Genomic DNA, 18313 nt, shown 5'->3' on the forward strand with positions numbered 1-18313 from the left:
CGATTGCCCCTAATGTCCGGGGGGTTGACGGGGCGTCACTCCAGTGGTTCATAATCCGCTGCCGCGCCCGTGAGCTGGGCTTTCGACTGCTCGCGATGAGGTGGCACAGCAATGCTCCAGTCGGGCGCAAACCTGCGCTCCGGCTCGTTCGGCGTGCCCATTTCGCGTTCGGCGGAGTCGGCCGCCGACGCCGAAAGGTAATGACGTGAAAGTTCCGTACAGGAGATATCTCTCCTGTCTGGTGGTCGCGGCGGTGGCGGGCACGCTACTGCCGCAGGTCGCCTATGCGGCCCCGCCGTCCGAGCCCGAAAAAGACGACGGAAAAGGCGTTGTCGACACCATTGCGGGCTGGTTCTCCGACGACGAGGACCGTAAGGAGGCGGAGCCTCCGGTCGGCGGAAAGCTCGAGATACCGAGCCGCCAGAAGCTGCCGAAGGGCGAGAAACTTCCCCCGGCGCAACGCGTCAAGGAACTGACCGACCGGCGTACGCCGCAGGCCCGGTTCTGGCAGATGTCGGACGGGCGGGTGGAGGCGGAGCTTTCGGCGTCGCCCGTCTCGTACCGTGCGGGCTCGTCGTGGAAGCCGATCGACACGACGGTCAGGGCGACGAAGGACAAGGGCTTCGACTTCGCCAACACGTCCAACACCGGCCGCAGCTGGTTCGGTTCCGATGCCTCGAAGCTGCTGCGCTTCGAGACGGCGGACGGCCAGGCGGTCACCCTCGGCCTCCAGGGCGCGACCAAGGGTGTGGCGCCTTCCGCGAAGGGCGACACGGTCACCTACAAGGGCCTGGCCGCCGGCGCGGACGTGTCGTACCAGGTGGGCGCGGGCCGGGTGAAGGAGAACATCACCCTCGCCGAGGAGCCGAAGGCCCCGGTGAAGTACGTCTTCACGCTGGACGCGGGCGAGTTGGAGCCGAAGGAGCGGGGCGACGGTTCGATCGCGCTGTTCGGTGAGGACCCGGCGAACCCGGCGCTGGTGATCCCGCCGGCGTTCATGACGGACGCCAAGGCGGACAAGGCCTCGCCGTACGGCAAGGCCTACAGCGCGAAGGTGTCCCAGAAGCTCAGCCGCGACGGCAAGCAGTGGCGGCTGACCGTCACGCCGGACGCCACGTGGCTGGCGGCGCCGGAGCGGCAGTATCCGGTGGTGATCGACCCGACGATCACGATCGCGCCGTCGCCGACGACGTCGCAGGACGTGATGGTCCGCTCGGACCAGCCGACGGCGAACTTCAACAGCACATGGGACCTGTCGGCAGGCAAGACGAGCAGCACGGGCATCGCCCGTTCGCTGATCAAGTTCCCGCTGGACGAGATCCCGGCCGGTTCGAAGATCGACACGGCTGAGCTGTCGATGTACTTCGACCAGGTCCACACCTCCGGTTCGACGAACGTGGACGTGGAGGTCCGCCGGGCGACCGGCGCCTGGGACGAGGCCACGGCGACGTGGAACAACACCAGCGCGCTGGCGGGTGAGCAGTCCGCGACCACGGTCGTGATGGACGACGGTGACACGGGCACGGCCGCGGTCGGCGAGTGGCCGCGGGTGACCGGTACGGGCAACGCCGGCGACTACGCGTACAACAAGAACACCGCGACCGGTGAGTCGTACACATGGCAGCCGATGGTCCCCGAGGCCGCGGACTACCGGGTCGAGGTCCACACCCCGGTGCAGACGGACGGCGCGACGGCCGCCCCGTACACGGTGACCTCGGCCGAGCCGGCCGCGAACTTCACGGTCAACCAGGCCACCGGCACCACCGGTTGGCGTCAGCTGGGCTCGTCGCAGATCGACTTCGCCAAGGGCAACACCGGCAAGATCGTTCTCGGCGACACCGGTGACTCGACGAAGCGGACGATCGCGGACGGCGTCCGGCTGGTGAATCCGGCGCAGATCCGCAAGGACGTCGGCGAGTACAACGAGTGGCACAACTTCCGGGTCGGCGACACCGTCCAGAAGTGGGTCTCCGGCACTGCCGCCAACCACGGCTTTGTCGTCAAGGCCGTCGACGAGACCTCGACCGCGCCGCTCGGCGGTCCGCAGTACGAGGCCGGGGACTACGACTACGGCGGCGAGACGTCCACCATTCCGCGCCTGACGGTCACCTTCGGCAAGGTCGGCACCTCGCTGAACTCGCCGACCGTCGTGCACGGCACCGGCCCCGAGCTGTCCTGGGCGGCGTACAAGAACACCACCGGTGACGCCGGTCTCGACATCGCCGAGTACCAGCTCCACCGCTCCACCCAGCAGGTGTTCACCCCGTCGGCCGCGACCCTGGTCGCGCCGGTCGCCAAGACGGCGACCACCTACACGGACACCACCGCGGTCCCGACCCCGGACTCCAGCAGCGCGGAGATCGGCAAGTCGTACTACTACCAGATCGCGGTCAAGACGGCCGACGGTCAGGTGCTGGGCTCCCCGACCCGCGTGGTCGGCGTCCCGAAGGCCGGCCGCACCATGCGGCTCATCCAGGCCGGCGCCGGTGTCACCGACACCACGCTGTCGTCGCTGAAGCCGACGACGAACCTGAACACCGTCGAGCAGGGCACCGTCGGCCAGGACTGGCTGACGGTGGGCAACAACTCCGGCACCTACGGCAAGACCCGCTCGGTGATCAAGTGGCCCACCACCACGATCCCGACCACCGCGACGGTGCTCGAGAGCCGGGTCTTCCTGTGGTCCACGCTCACCGAGCGCACCACCACGACCAAGGCTCAGTACAACCTGCACGGACTGACCCGGGACTTCACGGAGACCCAGGCCACCTGGAACAACGCCAACTCCACCACCGCGTGGACCACGGCGGGCGGCGACCACTCCTCGGTCGTCTCCGACTACGTGCCGGCCTTCAACACCGACCTCGGCCGCCACTGGTGGGACGCCACGTCCCTCACCCAGGGCTGGGTCAAGACGCCCACCAGCAACAAGGGCACCCTGATCAAGCTGAAGGACGAGACGACGGCCGGCCCGCAGGAACGCTCCATCTTCCTGTCCTCCGCCGCGCCCGACCCGCAGCTCCGCCCGCTGCTGCGCGTGATCTACGTCGACTCCACCACGGAGGACACGTACTACGCGCCCACCACCCCGTCCCGGATGACCCCGAACACCACCTACACGGTGGAGTTCACGGTCACCAACACCACGTCGACGGCGTGGGCCGCGGGTGAGCGGGAACTGTCCTACACCTGGAAGCTCCCCGACGGCACGGACGCCACCACCGGCGGCAACCAGCTGGAGACCCCGATCCCGGCGCTGCTGCCGGGCAAGTCGGCCACGATCCAGGCGCAGGTCGCCACCCCGATCAACTCGGATTCGGGCAACAAGCGCAACGAGTACGTGCTCGGCTGGGACGTCCGCAAGATCGCCGACGGCACCTGGCTGTCGGCCGGGACGGGCGGTATTCCGTCGCTGAAGCAGAACGTGGCGGTCGAGGACCCGACCTCCAACAGCCTCGGCCTGGAGAAGTTCTACAGCTACACCGGCAAGAACACCGGCGCCGGCTCGACGCTGATGAACAACCTGGCCTCCGGCAACAGCGTCTGGCAGTACAACGCCTTCAGCAACCCGGGCCGGGGGCTCAGCACCTTCGTCCGGTTCGCGTACAACTCCCAGGACACCTCCGACACCGTCGCAGGCCACGGCTGGTCGATGCAGGCCGCGGGGCCGATCCGGCTTGGCGCGGCACTGGACTTCCACCCCAACCCGAACCCGACGGAGATCCGTCTCCCGGACGGCGACGGCACGACGCACGTCTTCCGCAAGCAGGGCGACGGCACCTGGAAGGCCCCGGCGGGCGTCCACTACAAGGTCACCATGAAGGCGGGTCTGGACTGCAAGCCCTCCAAGGACCCCGTCCCGGACGCCTGGACGCTGACCCGTCCCGACGGCACCCGCTTCCTCTTCGGCTGCGACGGCTACATGACGTCGACGGTCGACAAGAACGGCAACACCCAGACGTTCACGTACGAGGAGCGCAAGTCCAACAACAAGCCGACCAAGTTCCTGCTGTACATCACGGACCCGGCCGGCCGTCAGTCGCTCACCGTCGACTACTACAAGAAGGGTGACGCGTCCTACGAGTACATCAACGACTCGGGCGCGAAGGTCAGCGGCACCAACCTGACCAACTCCAAGATCTACGACCACGTGAAGTCCATGACGGACATCTCCGGCCGGAAGATCACCTTCTACTACACCACCAAGGGCCTGCTCGGTCAGATCACCGACGGTGCCGGCTCCAGCCAGCCCAAGGACTTCACGTTCACCTACGACGCCACGCAGGGGAACAAGAACGTCAAGCTGGTCAAGGCGACCGACCCGCGCGGCAACGCCACCTCCCTCGGGTACTACTTCCCGAAGGAGGGCGACGACCCGAAGTACCACTGGTGGACGCAGCGGATCACCGACCGTCTGGGCGGTCCCACGGACTTCGCCTACGCGGTGAACGCGGCGAACACCAAGTTCACCGACACCGAGGTCACCGACGCCGAGTCCCGTGCCACGGACTACGTGACGGACGACTTCGGCCGCCCGGTCCAGACGGTCAACGCCAAGTCGCAGACCACGAAGATGTCGTGGGACGCCGACAACAACGTCACGTACATGGAGGAGGCCAACGGAGCGAAGACCGCGTACTGCTACGACCAGAGGACGGGCTACCCGCTCTGGACACGTGACGCCGAGAACAACAAGGCCGGCGTGCCCACGGCCGCCGAGTGCGCGCCCGGTACCTACCCGGCGAACTCCTCCCGCTACAGCTACCAGACGCGTCTGGACGGCTTCTCGGCCGACCTCTTCACCAAGACGTCCCCCGAGGGCCGTAAGTGGCAGTTCGGCTACGACACGTACGGCAACCTGAAGACGGTCACCGACCCGAAGGGCGTCGCCACCGCGACGGCGGGTGACTACACCACGTCGTACGACTACGACGCCTACGGCCAGCTGACCAAGGCGACCGACGCCAACGGCAACCCGACCGTCAACAGCGACTTCGGCGTCACCGGTTACCCGGCCACCATCACCGACGCGCTGGGCGAGTCGACGTCCTACGTCTACGACGTACGCGGACAGGTCACCGAGGTCACCGACGCGCTGGGGACGAAGACCACGCAGGCGTACGACACCTTCGGGCGTCCGCTGGCCTCCACGGTGCCCAAGGACCGGGCCGCGGGCGAGCTGATCACCACTCCGGCACCGGTCTACGACGCCAACGACAACGTCACGACCGTCACGGCGCCGCACGGCGCGGTGTCCACGGCCGTGTACGACGCGGCCGACCAGATCACCTCGGGCACGGCTCCGAAGGACTCGCCGACGGCACCCGAGCGGACGACGACCTACACCTACGACAAGGCGGGTCATCTCCGGACGACGACCGAGCCGAAGGGCCTCGCCACCCCGGCGGACCCGTCCGACTACGCGACCACCAACACCTACGACGAGATCTACCAGCTCGTCTCCGTGATCAACGGGGTGGGAGACAAGATCTCCTACACCTACGACAACGTCGGCAACGTCGTCACGGTCGTCGATCCGAAGAAGAACGCCACCGCCGACACCACCGACTACACCACCAGGACGGTCTTCGACCTCAACCACCGGCCGGTGGAGGTCGTCGACGCCCTCGGCAAGTCCAGCAAGCGCACGTACGACAAGGACTCGCTGCTGGTGTCCACGACGGACGCCGAGAACAACACGTCGACCATCAGCTACGACGAACGCGGCCGGCAGACCGAGGTCAAGGCGCCGCACTCCGGCACCGGCACGGCCATCACCTACCGCACCACCCGCTACGAGTACGACCAGGTCGGCAACGCCACCAAGGCGATCTCGCCGCGGGGCGTCGCCACCACCACGGCCGACGACTTCACCGCCCGTACCGAGTACGACGCGCTGAACCGCCCGGTCAAGCAGTTCCAGCCGTACGACCCCGCCGACGCCCGCCACAACAAGCCGGACGTCTACACGCAGACGTACTACGACGAGGTCGGCCGGGTGGCAAAGACGTCGATGCCGCCGTCGGAGGGCCAGACGGTCCGCAACGACAGCGTCTTCGAGTACTTCGACAACGGCTGGACGAAGACGTCCACCGACCCGTGGGACATCGTCACCTCCTACGACTACAACGCCATCGGCCAGCAGACCTCGCGGACGCTGACCTCGGCGGGCGGCTCCTCCAATCGCACCATGGGCTGGTCGTACTACCCGAACGGCAGGCTGAAGTCCAAGACGGACGACGGCGTGCCGGTGGGCAGCGCCGTCGTGCTCGTCGACAACTCCGACACCCAGCACACGTCCTCGACCGGCACCTGGACCGCCGGAAGCATCGCCGGCCAGACCGGGTACGACCACCGGACGCACGCCGCGGGCGCGGGCACGGACGCCTACACCTGGACGCTCAACGTCCCGAAGGCCGGCACGTACACCGCGTACGTGAAGTACCCGAAGGTCACCGGCGCGACGACCGCCGCGAAGTACACGGTCACCCACAGCGGCGGCACGGCGGAGGTCACCAAGGACCAGAACTCGGACACCGGCACCTGGGTCCGGCTCGGCTCCTACGCCTTCTCCCAGGGCAACACGGCGAAGATCCAGCTCGCCCAGAGCAGCGGCGGGGCCGTCGTCGCCGACGGCGTCAAGCTCGTGCGCGACACGTCGTCCGAGTCCGACACCGAGAAGCACACCTTCGCCTACGCCTACGACCTCAACGGCAACCTGACCTCGATCGACGACACCTCGTCCGGGGCGAAGGTCGACGCCTACACGATCGCTTACACGGGCCTCAACCAGGTCCGGCAGGTGACCGAGGCGCTCGCGGGCCAGGAGAAGAAGTCCAGCACCTACACCTACGACGCCAACAGCCAGCCGGAGACCGTCACCCACGACGACCAGTTCTCCCGGTACACCTACGACACGCGTGAACTGGTCAAGACGGTGTCGGTCGGCACGAGCCCGACGGACCCGTCCCCGAAGGTGTCCTCTTACGCCTACACCGACCGCGGCGCCGTGTCGCGGGAGACCAAGGCCAACGGCAACACCGTCGACACGGCCTACTTCCTGGACGGTGCGGTCCGCACCACCACGGAGAAGAAGGGCAACGGCACCCTCGTCGCCTCGCACACCTACGCCTACGACGCCAACGGCAACAAGGCGCAGGACGTGGTCAGGAAGATGAACGCCGACAACCACGCGGCGTACCTCGACTCCACCACGGACTACTCGTACGACCCGGCCGACCGTCTCGCCAAGGCGGTCAAGACGGGCAACGGCGCGGGTACCGAGACGTACGTCCACGACGACAACGCCAACGTGGTCAGCCAGAACGTGCGGGGCACGTCCACCGTCTTCGCGTACGACCGCAACCGGCTGCAGACGTCGACCACCGGCAGCACCACGTCCACCTTCAACTACGACCCCTTCGGCCGGACGGAGTCCGTCACCCAGGGCGGGCAGGTCGTCTCCCGGAACGTCTACGACGGTTTCGACCATGTCGTGGAGTCCCAGCAGCGGGACGGCTCCGGCGCGATGAAGTCGACGACCTACGCCTTCGACCCGCTGGACCGCACCACGTCGAAGACGGTCGACGGCAAGACCACCGAGTACACGTACCTCGGCCTGTCGGGCGAGGTGCTGAACGAGGAGGTCGCGGGCAAACTCACCAAGTCGTACCAGTACTCGCCGTGGGGTGAGCGGCTCTCCCAGATCAAGCACAACGACGACGGGACGACCGAGGACGGCTTCTACGGCTACAACAGCCACACCGACGTCGACACGCTGACCGACAGGAACGGCGACACCAAGGCCACCTACGGCTACACCGCCTACGGCAGCAACGACACGTCCGAGTTCACCGGAATCGACAAGCCCGACGCCGGCGACCCGACGAAGGAGGAGTACAACTCCTACCGCTACAACGCCAAGCGGTGGGACGCCCAGTCCGGCACCTACGACATGGGCTTCCGCAACTATGACCCTGGGCTCAACCGCTTCACCACCCGGGACATGTACAACGGCGCCCTGGCCGACATGGGGCTCGGCAGCGACCCGTTCACCGGCAACCGCTACGCCTTCACCGGCGGCAACCCGATCAGCAACGTCGAGGTCGACGGGCACTTCGCCATCGCGATCCCCATCGTCATCGCCCTCGTCGCGGTCGCGGTCGTCGCCACCGACGAGGTGGTCGCCGAGCAGCAGGGCCGACCGAGCCTCGCGGACAGCCTCGGCGACGCACTGGTGTCCACGGCGCGTGGCATCAACGATGCCATCGACCGGGCCAGGCAGCCCAAGCCCAAGCCGGCGCCCAGGCCCTCGCCCGAGGACGAGGACGACGACAGCAACAAGTGCGGGTCCGGCTGGGTCCAGTACGGCGATGTGGACAAGAAGAACGGCAGCCGCGCCACCGGCATGACCTCCTGCCTGACCAAGGACTACGTGGACAGCAACGAGGGTTCGGAGACGGACACCCGGGTGTTCACGCCTCCGGGCTACCGGTGGGCGCAGCGCACCGCCGGCTTCCTCGGTGCGCGTCCGGTGCGCGAGAACATCAACGCCTGCCACCTCCTGGCCAACCAGCTGACCGGATCGGGCACGGACCCGCGGAACCTTGCCACGTGCGCCCGCGGAGCCAACGCCAAGCAGCTCGGGTCCCAGCAGGGCGACGGCAACATGGCCAAGTACGAGGCGGACATCGCCGCGGCCGTGCAGGCGGGGCAGGACGTCTACTACTCGGTGACCCCTCGCTACAGTGGCCGCCGGACGGTACCGACCGGATTCGCCATCTACGCGCAGGGGACGAACCCGGACGGAAGTGCCGGCATATCCATCGACACCTTCATCTCCAACACCCTGGCCGGCCGCAACCTCGGCATGTTCAACGATCAGAACACCGGTCGGCAGGTACCGACGGGATCGATGGAATGACGGCGGACGACAAGGAGAAGGAGGCACCGCGATGACCGATCCGGAGACGCTCCGGCAGCTCATGCCGCCGAGGATGGCACCCGAGGCGCCCGTCGACTGGGCCCCCGTGGTCGAGTCGTGGGGCACGGAGTTCCCGCCCGACTACCGCGCGTTCATGGAGGTGTGGGGACCCGGGGCGATCGACAACTTCTTCCAGGTCCAGGTACCCGAACCCAAGGCGGATGAGCCGACGTCGCCCTTCGGCGGCATGCTCGTGGAGACCCTCACCGCCGAGGACGCCTGGGCGAACTTCCCGAAGGAGCCCGAGCTCGAGGGGACGCAGCCGCGGCTGATCGCCTGGGGTTCGGACGCCGCGGCGGACATCGTCTGCTGGGACGCCTCCGGCGACGACCCGGCCGCCTGGCCGGTGCTCGTCTACCACCGGGGCAAGGGCATCTGGCGCCGCCACGACTGCGGGATGGTCGAGTTCCTCGTCCGTGTCCTGCGGGCGGAGTTCCCCGCATGCCCCCTGAGCGACCTCTCGCTCTGGGGCAGGCACCCCGCGCTCTTCCTCAGCGAGAGCGAGGAGGAGCGCCTGCTGGAGCAAGGGCTCGACCCGTGGGCGCAGTGACCGCCCCCACCGGACCGGCCGGCTGACCGCCGGACCACACCGCCGGGCACCGACAGGTGCCCGGCGGTCTTCTTGCGGGCGACGACGGAGACCGCCACCGGTCCTCGTCCGCTCGCGCGTCTTCGGCCCCTGAGGGGCACTACCGGAGGAACCATGGGGCGGGGCGAGAGAACAGTGAGAACGGTCTTCCGGGTGCTGGGGGCGGTGGGGCTGGTCCTGCTGGCGGGGGCGGTCGCGCACGTGGTGTCCGGGTACACGACGGCCACCATCTCCAGTGACGCCATGCGGCCGACGTACACGCGGGGTGAGTGTGTCTTCCTGGAACGCATCGAGGCGGGCGAGGCCCGGCGGGGCGATGTGCTGCTCCACAGGACGGACGAGCGATACGGCGGCCTGGCGGTCCTCCAGCGCGTCATAGGCGTCGGAGGCGACCGGGTCGCGCAGCGGACCGGTGAGCCGGTGACCGTGAACGGGAAGCCGCTGGACGAGCCCTACGTCAAGGACGGCGACCCGTCGGGGGCGGCTCCCGCGTACGACGTGGTGGTCCCCGAGGGCCGGCTGTTCCTGCTCGGCGACCACCGGGCGAACTCCAACGACTCCCGGTACTTCCTCGACGACCGATCGGGCACCGTCGCGGAACGCGCGGTCCTGGCACGTCCCCTCGACGACCGCTCCGGGCTCGTCGGGGCGGGCCTGACCGCGCTGCTCGGGCTCGTCGTCGTCGTCGGTGCGCTCGCGACGGAGATCGCCAGGCGCCGCAGACCGCCCGTCCGATGACGACCGGGCCCCTTCCGGCTACAGCACACGACATCACGGAGGAAGAGTTGCCCTCGACACACGACGTAGCCACCTGGGAGCCGCTGCTGCGGCTGCTGCTCCAGGACAACGCGGAGCGGCTCGCCGCACCCGGCGGATACGTGGCGGGCCACATAGGCAGGGGAAGTTGGAGCGTGCCGGTGACCCCGCCCGCGTTCCAGCCCGGGCGGGCCGCACAGGTCAGTGACATGCAGACGGAGTGGGACGCGGTCGGCCGCGTGCGGAGCGTCCTGGAGGAGTCGGACGTCGACGAGGTCTCCTTCATGCTGGAGACGCCCGCCCCGGGCAAGGCCCTGCTCCATCTCTTCGACAGGGGCCCGGCCGTCGAGTCGGGTGTCGCCACCCGCTTCGGTGCGCTCGTCCTGGTCGAGGGGGCCGTCCCCGAGCCCTGGCGCCGGCTGCCGGACCCGTCACCGGACGCGGTGCCCGCCCCGACGGCGGACGCGGCGCTGCTGGAGCGGACTCTCCGGGAACGGCTGCCCGAGGCGATCGGCGCCACCGAGCAGGAACTCGCCGCGACGGAGGCACGCCTGGGCGTCACGCTGCCCGAGGAGTTGAAGGCCCTGTACCGGGTCACCCGGGCGCGCTGGGAGGATCTCGGCGGGGACTACAGTGCGGCCACGCGCATGGCCAAGGCGGTCGGCTGCGAACTCCTCGCGCTGGACGAGGTGTACGTCGCCGATACCGCGTCCCGTCCGGCTCCTTGGGAGTTCGCCGCGATGGACGCCGTCGAGACCCGGCCCGACGCCGCCGTCCAGGGCCTCGTCGGCTCACCTGGCTGGATCGTCTTCGGGGACACCGGAGGCGGCGACCGGATAGCCGTCGACCTGACCCCGGGCCCGGCCGGATACCTCGGGCAGATCATCGTGATGAACCACGAGGAGAACTGCGGTGCGGGCCTCGTCGCCGATTCCGTCACCGACATGGTCCTCGACCGGCGGCCCGATGAGCGGCGTGGCGCCGGTCGCGAGGCACAGCCTCCGGCCGTCGCCTGGGTGAACAGGAGCGGCATCCCCAGCGTGGAGGCCGCCGCCCATTCCGGGCTGGAGGCCCTGAGCATTGGCGTGTGGGAGGGCGAACCGCTCAGCCTCGAACCGCTCGTCGGGCTTCCGCGCCTGCGGACCCTGACCGCCTACCCTGGCACCCTCGCCGACCCGCTGGAGATCGCCCGCCTCGAGGGTCTGGAGTTTCTGGAGCTCGCCCCGGAGGAGTGGCGCGTCCTGCTCGACGCCGGGGCCGTACCGCGTGGCTTGTCGGCCGCCGCGATCGAGGTGCACGGCGAGCGGAACCCCCTGCCGATCGTGGCGCTCGCAAACGAGATCCTCGGCCTGTGGGATCGGCCGCTGATCACCCGGACGGTCATCGAGGCCGATCTCGGGCCGGTGGCGTAGGCCGTCTACGTGGCGTCGTCCTCCGTGAGCGACGCGACGAAGGACGTCCAGGCCGGGGCCGTGACGGTGAGGACCGGGCCGCTCGGGACCTTGGAGTCGCGGACGGGGACGACGCCGGTGTGGGCGTCGCACACCTCGACGCAGTCGCCGCCGTCGCCGTTGCTGTACGTGCTCTTGCGCCAGGCGGCCGCGCCGGGGAACGCCTCCGCGACCTCGACGCAGTCCCCGCCACTGCCGTTGCTGTAGCTGCTCTTGCGCCAGACGGCCGTGCTCAAGTCAATCCCGCTGCTCGCCATTTCGGACATCCTCAGCCACTTCCTCGATCAGGGCGAGGGACGCCTCCGGTGGCAGTGCGGCGGCCCTCAGCCAATCGTACGACCGGCGGTACTCCTTCACGAGGGCCGGATCGTCGATGGTGTCCCCGCTGTGCAGTGCCTCCGTGTAGACCAGGGGAGGGGCGTCGGGGAAAGTCATGACCTTGGCCGTGCCCAGCATGAAGGGATGCGCCCCGCAGTTCCACGGAAGGATCTGGGGAACGATCCGGTGGCGCTGTGCCAGCGCCGCGATGTGCCCCAGTTGTTCGGCCGCCTGGTCCGGCGGAAGGATCGGCTGGCGCAGGAGCGACTCGGACAGGATCGCCCAGTACATCGGGGTCTTGTGGTTGTCCTCGAAGAGGTGGGCGCGTGCCAGTCGGGCGCTGACCTTCTCCTCCACCTCCTCGTCCGGGGCAAGAGGATGGGTCGCGCGCACCACCGCCCGCGCGTACGCGTCCGTCTGCAACAGCCCCGGGATCAGCGTCGGGCACCACTCCTCGATGGTCTCCGCGTGCTTCTCCGCCTCCAGCACCCGCTCGAAGTAGCTCGCGTGACCCCGCCTCTTCGCCTTTCGCACGTCCTCGCAGCGGCGCTTGAAGAAGCCGTCCGTGCCGAGCACCTTGTCCACGTGCTCGGCCAGTTCCGCCGGCATGCGGCGCGTGCCGCGTTCGATCTCGCTGAGGTGGCTGGGGCCGTAGAAGCTGCCCTCGACCAACTGCTGGAGGGTGAGGCCCGCCTCCTCGCGTTTCCAGCGCAACTCGCTGCCGTAGAAGGTCGGGACGCCCGCCGAGCCGTCGATGTCCTTGCGCTGCCCCATCGCCCACCGTCCCTGGTGCCGTGTACCGCCCGTTTCCCGGCGTTCCCCATCCCGTACCAACTGCACCGCGTGTACGTGCAGTTCAGAGCCGGGAGCCTGAACACTTTTCAACCTACGCGCCTGGTGGGCAGTGTGTGAGTGATTCGTCACAGAGCGCACTGGAAGGTGTGACCCATGCACGACCAGCCCGACGCCCAGACCTGCGCCGAGGAACTGCGGGCCGCCCTCGCCGCACACGGCATCACGCTGCCGTCCCTCGGCGTCGACCTGCCGACCTTCGCCGCCCGCTACCCGAACCGGCCGCTCGTCGCGCTCGGCAACTGCAACCTGCCGACCGCCCGCGCGCTGGTCGCCGCCCTCCGCAAGGGAGTCGCGTGATGAGCCGGCCACCGCTGACGCTGGACCTGCTCGCGACCCCGGCCGCCGTGTCCGGCGTACGCCATGCCCTTCGCGACTACGGCGTCGACCTCCAGCTCTGCGCGAGCGAGCTCGTCACCAACGTGATCCGCCACGTCGGTGAGGGCACGCGCGTGACGGTCCGGGTGTCGTGCGGCAGCGGCCGTACGCGACTGGAGGTCACCGACCCCGACCCGCGTGCTCTGCCCGTCCTGTGCGGGACGGCCACCGCCGACGACGAGTCGGGCCGGGGCCTCGCTCTGCTCGACGCGCTGACCCTGCGGTGGGGCGTGGGGCAGGGGCCCGGCGGCAAGACCGTGTGGTGCGAGCTGGCGGCGTGGCGGTCAGGGGGCGAGCGCGGCGGACACCTGGGCCAGTCGGGCGGGCGGCAGGGCGAAGCCGTTGGCGGGGTTCCGGTAGGAGTACGAACCGTGGTTGATCCGGGCCCCGTCCCCCGTCGTGGTCCAGGTCGCGGTGCCGGGGGCACCCTGGCCGTCAAGGAGCGCGGCGGCGACCGCTTCGGGGTCCTCGACGCCGACCAGGGCTTGTAGGGCGGACCTCAGGCGCTCAACTGCGTCGTCGGGCAGGTCGTCGTCGCCCAAAGCCGGCAGCAGAAGCAGCAGCCGGGCGCTCGGATCGGTGGTGGAGCCGCCCGGCAGGCCGTTGTCTGCCGCGGCGGTCAGCTCGGGCCAGGACAGGGCGGGGCCCATGAAGTGCCCGTCGTCCACGGCGAGTAGTTCGGCCCGTTCCCAGTCGGGGTGGTGCACGAGAAAATCGATGCCCGGGTCGTCCTCGAACGTGCGGTAGACGACGTGCACGCGGTGGCCGACAGTCAGTGGGACGGTGAAGACGGGCCAGTCCGCGCGCTCGTGCAGCGTGCGGTGGAAGTCTCCGGCGGCGTCGAGGTCCGGGCCGAACAGCAGCTCCTCCGCCTCCTCGTCGTGGGCGCAGGAGGAGAGGTGTCCGAGCCAGAACAGCCGCTCGTCGAGGAGTTCGGGGCGGTGGGTGAGGGGGCCGCCGTCGTAGCCCGCTATCCGGGCGGGGATCGGGTCCGCGCTGTTCGTCACGGGCGACATCATGACGCGGCCGCCCGGGGCCGGTGTCGGCGGCATCCGTTTCAATGTCCGCCATGGACGAACGGAAAGAGCCTGCGCACCATCTGGACGAACTCCTCTCGGTGGTGCACCGGGTGGCCGCCCCCGGGACGGGGGGCCTCGACTGCGGGACGCCGGGGCATCAGGCGGGGCACATCTGCCTGGCGCCTTCCGAGGCGATCGGCCTTCCCGCTCTCCAAGAGGCGCTCGGCGGGCGGTACGGCCGGCCGCGGAACCTCGCCATGGGCGGGTTCGCCGACCCGACGGTGAGCGCGCGGACCGGGCTCCCGCTGCTGGCCCCGTTCGGCGAGCGGATCGTGGAGATGCGCGGATGGGCGTTCGCGGACCGGTGGATCGGGTGCGGCAGCGCGCGGGCAGGGGACGACGTCCGGCTCGTGGTGCTGGTGGCCGAACGGGAGACCCCGGAGGCGGAGACGGCGGAGCGTACCGCGTGGCTTGTCGGCCGCCGCGATCGAGGTGCACGGCGAGCGGAACCCCCTGCCGATCGTGGCGCTCGCAAACGAGATCCTCGGCCTGTGGGATCGGCCGCTGATCACCCGGACGGTCATTGAGGCCGACCTCGAGCCTCAGGCGTAGGCCGCCTGGGCGGCGTCGTCCGCCGTGAGCACGCGTGCCCGGTATGCCCAGGGACTTCCCGAGCGATGTCCCGCACGTGGTGGGCCTGAGCGACCGGATCGATTGATCGGCAGCGCCGGTGGTCGGCGCACTGATTCTGGGGGCCGCTTCCTGACGGTCGCCCGCCTGGCCGGCCTCGATCCGGTGCAGAGGGAGCTCACGGCACGGCGCCGTATCCGACGCCGCCGGCACCCCGGTCACCCCCTTGTCCGGTATGTCCGAGGCCTGGCTATCGGTGGAAGCGGCGATGTATAACCGGCCCGCCTCGCGCGCGGCCCCGTCGTGCTGCGCCGTCCCGTCGAGCCAAGGATCTTCCTGTGCTGCGCTCTACCCGCAAGTTCTCGCCCGTGCTGGCCGTGCTCGGTGCCATGTCGCTCTTGTCGGCCTGTGGAGGGGGCGAGGAGCCGGCCGGCTCTGCCGCCCCCGTCTCGACCGGTGCGGCGGCGCAGGGGGACAAGGAGGTGACGGGCGGTTCGGCGTCGCCCAGCGCGTCCCCCTCCGCCTCGGCCTCTTCGTCCGCCTCGGCGTCACCCTCGGCCTCCGCCTCCGCCTCCGCCTCTGCCAAGGCGTCCGGCAGCACGGCCCCGAAGGCCACCGCCACCAGCGGCGGCAACGCGGGCCCGGGCAGCGGTTCTGGTGACGAGCCGGCCGCGCCCTCCACGCCGAACTTCCCCGTACCCGTGAACGTCGGCAACGCCACCCAGGTCATCACGGTCAAGGCCAACGGCTCCTACGCCACGGTCACCGCCTGGCAGAAGGGCTCCACCGGCTGGAAGGCGCAGTTCTCGACGAGCGCCGGGCGCGTCGGGTCGAACGGGGTGACCGACGGCGCCACCCGCAGGCAGAACACCTACACCACCCCGACGGGCACCTACACGATCACCGAGGGCTTCGGTGTCGAGTCGAGCGGCACCGCCATGCCGTACACGAAGGTCAACGACAGCCACTGGTGGGTCCAGGACCCGGAGTCGAAGTTCTACAACTCGATGCACACCGAGGCGGGCGCGGACTTCCCGCTGACCGAGTCCGGCGACCGCGGCAGCGAGCACCTGATCAACTACCCGACGCAGTACGCCAAGGCCCTGGTCATCAACTTCAACCGCTGGCCGGCCACCCCCGGCCGGGGCGCCGGGATCTTCCTGCACGTCAACGGCAGCGGCGCGACCGCCGGATGCGTGTCGGTGCCGCGCGCGACGATGGAGCAGTTCATGGGCTGGGTCAAGCCGTCCGCGAACCCGCGCATCGCGATCGGCTGACAGAACAGAGCGGACATTGCGGAGGGTTGGTCGGTACGTGGAGACAGTTCCTCGCGTCGGCGTGCCCGGTGCCCGCTTCGGACAGACACGTGCCTCGGTGCGGGCGGCCCGCGGCGCGCCGGACTCCGCCTTCCGGCGTGCCGCCGACGTCACCCTGACGGGCATGTACGTCACGGCGGCGGGCGGGTACGAGGACGGCGACGGGCGCGGTGGCGGATGCAGTGACGGCTTCTTCGAGTTCCTCGAGTGCGACGACGCCGGCGTCCTTCATGCCGTGGAGGTGGCGTCGCCCGCACCCGTCACCCTGGACGGGATCGTGCTGCTCGGGCGGCCGGGGGGGGCGAGGTGATCGCGGAACTCCGCGGCCTGGGGCATGGGGTGGAGCCCGCCGGCGAGGTGCAGGGGGGCGCTGCCCCCCTCGGTGTGGTGCTCGGCGGCACGGCGCAGGACGCGGACGGCTTCGAGAGCGTGCGGTGCGGGCGACCGCCGTCGGCGACGACGCGTTCGAGTTCTTCGAGCCGGCGGGCGGCTCCGGCCCGGCGGCAGCGGGCCCGCAGAGGTCGTCGCGCACCGCGGCATCGGCCCGGTACGCCTCGGATCGGCGCGCGCCGACATGCGGCGGCTGCTCGGTGGCGGAACCGGGTCCGTCCCCGAGTTCGGCGGCGCCCGTCAGAACAACTTCTTCGAGGCCGGGGTGGTGCTCACGTACGAAGCCGACGAGACCGTCGTCCGTATCGCGTTCACGCGGCCGGCGTCGGTCGGCCACGGTGGTGTGCCGCTCCTTGGGCGGCCGATGAGCGACGTACGGGCGGACGTCCTGGCCCGGCGGATGCGGCTCGTCGAGCGGGAGGCGGAGCTGTTCTTCCCCGATGCCGGGTTCAGCGGGCGGTTCGTGACTCTTTGAGCAGTTATGTCGCCGTGCCCGCCCGCATCGCGGCCGGAGTATTGTCCGAGACCGTCGTGGTCGAGAACTCCCCGGATTGGCAGACGACATGGTGAGGGTCGAAGAGCTGGAGGCCGCGCTGCCTTCGATGGCACGGTGGCGTGTGCCAGGCGGACGCAGCGTGGACTGGGCCGCCCTCGAGGCGGGTCTCGGGACGGCGCTGCCCTCGGACTTCCGCTCTCTGGCGGAGGCGTACCCGGTGCTTGTCATCGATGATTTCCTCATGGTGTCCCTTCCCACGCCCGGCGCCGAGGCGCCATGGGCGTCCGAGTCCAGGGACGACGAGATCCTTCAGGATCTGTACGAGATGGGCGACACCGAGGACTACGTTCCCTACCCGCAGCCGGGAGGCCTGATCTCCTGGGCGTCGTCCAATTCGGGGGACACCTTCTACTGGAGGACGAGCCCTGCGGATCCGGACGCATGGCCGGTGGTCGTCCGCACGGACAACGCCGACTGGATCGAGTTCCCAGTCGGTGCCGTCGAGTTCCTGGCCGGCGTGTACGGGCGCACCATCGACGTGCCGGGCATGCCCAGGAACTTCCCCAGCGACGACCCGAAGGTGCTGGGCCTGGGCGACCGCATCGACTGATCGGCAACTCATAAGGCGCTATGCGAAGTTGGTGCCCGTGTTGCTGCCCTTTCGCTTGAGGCCGCACGCGACGCGCCGGACCTGCCGACCACGGCCGTGGTGGTGGCGGCCGGCCGGCAGGGCGGTGACCCGGCGCCCGGAGAGTTCGCGGGGGGAACGGGCCCTCTGTGGTGACGATCCCGCCAGGGAGCCGTCCGAGCGCCGAGGCCGTTCCGTCACGGATGCTGTCGGCCGGGGCGACCCGGTCCGCCGACCCGGTGCGTCGATCCGGTCCACCGGACAAAGAAGGACGACCGGGGCCGCCACCCCCCACAGGAGAGGCCCCGGTCGTCGCTTCGGACGGGGCCGCAGTGGAACCCCGTACTTCTCTCAGCGCCGAGCGTGCCGTTTGTGTCACACCCCGCTGCGTGGGTAGGCGCGGGTCGCGAAGTTGTTGCAAGTTGTACGGGGCGTGGACGTGGGTGCATAAAAGCACGTAGCGTGCTGATTCGCGCACGGTGGCGCAGCAGTGGTGACCAGCTGCGG

13 protein-coding genes and 1 pseudogene are annotated in these 18313 nt (G+C 69.6%); 11 read left to right on the top strand and 3 right to left on the bottom strand.

Annotated elements, in window-relative coordinates; translation table 11 throughout:
• The first annotated feature begins 511 nt into the window (after nucleotides 1–511).
• The 4 genes from ACIQ7Q_RS01770 (at nucleotide 512) to ACIQ7Q_RS01785 (ending at nucleotide 11740) form a co-directional block, all read left to right on the top strand.
• Entirely contained in the window at nucleotides 512–8923 is an 8412-nt protein-coding gene (locus tag ACIQ7Q_RS01770; RefSeq protein ID WP_403856383.1) for a DNRLRE domain-containing protein, read from the top strand.
• Between the two features lie 31 nt (nucleotides 8924–8954).
• Nucleotides 8955–9533 (top strand): hypothetical protein, encoded by a 579-nt coding sequence (locus ACIQ7Q_RS01775; RefSeq protein ID WP_403855181.1) that lies wholly within the window; start codon nucleotides 8955–8957, stop codon nucleotides 9531–9533.
• A 174-nt stretch (nucleotides 9534–9707) separates the two neighbouring features.
• On the top strand, nucleotides 9708–10310 hold the full coding sequence (gene lepB / locus ACIQ7Q_RS01780; RefSeq protein ID WP_403855183.1) for a signal peptidase I: 603 nt from the start codon (nucleotides 9708–9710) through the stop codon (nucleotides 10308–10310).
• 47 nt (nucleotides 10311–10357) lie between these two features.
• A complete protein-coding gene (locus tag ACIQ7Q_RS01785) occupies nucleotides 10358–11740 on the top strand; it encodes an SMI1/KNR4 family protein (protein ID WP_403855185.1) in 1383 nt (460 codons plus the stop codon).
• Between the two features lie 5 nt (nucleotides 11741–11745).
• Here the strand turns inward: ACIQ7Q_RS01785 and ACIQ7Q_RS01790 are convergent, their stop codons facing one another.
• Both ACIQ7Q_RS01790 and ACIQ7Q_RS01795 read right to left on the bottom strand, forming a co-directional pair.
• Nucleotides 11746–12036 (bottom strand): DUF397 domain-containing protein, encoded by a 291-nt coding sequence (locus tag ACIQ7Q_RS01790; RefSeq protein ID WP_403855187.1) that lies wholly within the window; start codon nucleotides 12034–12036, stop codon nucleotides 11746–11748.
• Entirely contained in the window at nucleotides 12017–12871 is an 855-nt protein-coding gene (locus tag ACIQ7Q_RS01795) for a helix-turn-helix transcriptional regulator (RefSeq protein ID WP_403855189.1), read from the bottom strand. The genes ACIQ7Q_RS01790 and ACIQ7Q_RS01795 overlap by 20 nt, the downstream gene beginning before the upstream one ends.
• 174 nt (nucleotides 12872–13045) lie before the next feature.
• Between ACIQ7Q_RS01795 and ACIQ7Q_RS01800 the strand changes: the two genes are divergently transcribed.
• Both ACIQ7Q_RS01800 and ACIQ7Q_RS01805 read left to right on the top strand, forming a co-directional pair.
• Nucleotides 13046–13249, top strand: coding sequence for a hypothetical protein (locus ACIQ7Q_RS01800; RefSeq protein ID WP_403855191.1), 204 nt, complete (start codon nucleotides 13046–13048; stop codon nucleotides 13247–13249).
• Nucleotides 13249–13578 (top strand): annotated as a pseudogene (locus tag ACIQ7Q_RS01805) (ATP-binding protein); the annotation flags it as partial. The gene ACIQ7Q_RS01800 and the pseudogene ACIQ7Q_RS01805, both read left to right, overlap by 1 nt.
• A gap of 33 nt (nucleotides 13579–13611) precedes the next feature.
• Here ACIQ7Q_RS01805 and ACIQ7Q_RS01810 read toward each other — a convergent pair.
• Nucleotides 13612–14334 carry a hypothetical protein gene (locus ACIQ7Q_RS01810; RefSeq protein WP_403855193.1) on the bottom strand — a complete coding sequence of 241 codons (723 nt, stop codon included), beginning with the start codon at nucleotides 14332–14334 and terminating at the stop codon, nucleotides 13612–13614.
• 62 nt (nucleotides 14335–14396) lie between these two features.
• Here ACIQ7Q_RS01810 and ACIQ7Q_RS01815 point away from each other — a divergent pair, with 62 nt between their 5' ends.
• From ACIQ7Q_RS01815 to ACIQ7Q_RS01835, 5 genes are all read left to right on the top strand, one after another.
• Nucleotides 14397–14933, top strand: coding sequence for a hypothetical protein (locus ACIQ7Q_RS01815; RefSeq protein ID WP_403855195.1), 537 nt, complete (start codon nucleotides 14397–14399; stop codon nucleotides 14931–14933).
• 381 nt (nucleotides 14934–15314) lie between these two features.
• Nucleotides 15315–16253 carry a L,D-transpeptidase family protein gene (locus ACIQ7Q_RS01820; protein WP_403855197.1) on the top strand — a complete coding sequence of 313 codons (939 nt, stop codon included), beginning with the start codon at nucleotides 15315–15317 and terminating at the stop codon, nucleotides 16251–16253.
• 37 nt (nucleotides 16254–16290) lie between these two features.
• Complete coding sequence (locus tag ACIQ7Q_RS01825) at nucleotides 16291–16602, top strand: hypothetical protein (RefSeq protein WP_403855199.1); 312 nt, start codon at nucleotides 16291–16293, stop codon at nucleotides 16600–16602.
• Between the two features lie 264 nt (nucleotides 16603–16866).
• Complete coding sequence (locus tag ACIQ7Q_RS01830) at nucleotides 16867–17157, top strand: hypothetical protein (RefSeq protein ID WP_403855201.1); 291 nt, start codon at nucleotides 16867–16869, stop codon at nucleotides 17155–17157.
• A gap of 88 nt (nucleotides 17158–17245) precedes the next feature.
• Nucleotides 17246–17788: an SMI1/KNR4 family protein gene (locus ACIQ7Q_RS01835; protein WP_403855203.1), complete on the top strand. Its 543-nt coding sequence runs from the start codon at nucleotides 17246–17248 to the stop codon at nucleotides 17786–17788.
• The last annotated feature ends 525 nt before the right edge of the window (nucleotides 17789–18313 follow it).

This window comes from Streptomyces sp. NPDC096176, from assembly GCF_044763255.1.
Classification (GTDB): Bacteria; Actinomycetota; Actinomycetes; order Streptomycetales; family Streptomycetaceae; genus Streptomyces.